Source organism: Aequitasia blattaphilus (genome assembly GCF_024721305.1).
In the GTDB taxonomy this organism is placed as follows: Bacteria; Bacillota; Clostridia; order Lachnospirales; family Lachnospiraceae; genus Aequitasia; species Aequitasia blattaphila.
Genome location: NZ_JAMXOD010000061.1, coordinates 1 through 1,162 on the forward strand (window position 1 = coordinate 1; position 1,162 = coordinate 1,162).

1 protein-coding gene is annotated in these 1,162 nt (G+C 42.1%); it reads left to right on the forward strand.

Annotated elements, in window-relative coordinates:
• Positions 1-1,162, forward strand: a 1,162-nt coding sequence (locus NHH15_RS15430) for an AAA family ATPase (RefSeq protein ID WP_262067538.1), incomplete at both ends; no start/stop codon positions are given.

Consider the following 1,162-nt stretch of genomic DNA (forward strand, 5'->3'; position numbering starts at 1 on the left):
GTCAGAACCGTAATCCATCTCGGTTATCCAGGATGCCAGGTGTTATCCGGAATGGGAAAAAACAATTCATTGTAGATATCAATATCGGAAAAAAGGATTGGAATGAATGGTATGAATGGATTGAAAGTGTCAATGATGATCTTCCAGAACCAGAAAGCCTGAAAGGTGTGTGGGATGATTTGCCGGAATTAGCAGATCCCTTAATCCATGGTGTCCTGCGACAAGGGCATAAGATGCTGATTGCTGGTCCATCTAAAGCAGGAAAGTCATTTTCTTTAATAGAGTTAACAATAGGCATTGCAGAAGGACGTACTTGGCATGGATGGAAATGTGCCAAGGGAAAAGTGATGTATGTAAACCTGGAGCTCGACAGAGCCTCTTGCCTGCATCGATTCAAAGATGTTTATAAAACTCTTGGATGGGCACCGGATAATCTCTCTAACATTGATATATGGAATCTGAGGGGAAAATCAGCCCCTATGGATAAGTTGGCACCAAAGTTAATCCGGAGAGCATTAAAGAAGAACTATGCAGCAATCATCATTGACCCGATCTACAAGGTTATTACCGGTGATGAGAACAGTGCTGATCAGATGGCTGCCTTTTGTAATCAGTTTGATAAAGTATGTACAGAGCTTGGTGCTGCGGTTATTTATTGTCATCACCATAGTAAAGGAAGCCAGGGGAGTAAAAAAGCCATGGACCGTGCATCAGGCTCCGGAGTATTTGCCCGGGATCCGGATGCAATCCTGGATTTAATCGAGTTACAAGTCACAGAAGAACTCTTAAAGCAAGAAGAAAACAAAGCTGTCTGTGATGCTTGCTTTTCCTTCTTGAACGAACGATTTGAGGATTGGGAAGATGATGTGTCTCAGGATGCAATGTGTTCACAGCTTCAAATGAATGATTACTGTAAAAAGAAGCTAACACGACCAGATTATCAAGAACTAACAAAGAGAATGGAAGTAGCTGTTCAAAAAAATAAGATGAAATCAGCGTGGCGCATTGAGGGTACTCTTCGTGAGTTCCCGAAGTTCGAACCAGTAAACTTGTGGTTCGATTATCCGGTACACCGAGTAGATAAAGTAGGAAGTTTAAAGGATATCGGTCCGGAAGATGAAACACCTCAATGGAAAAAGGCAGCATCCAAAAGAAAAGATCC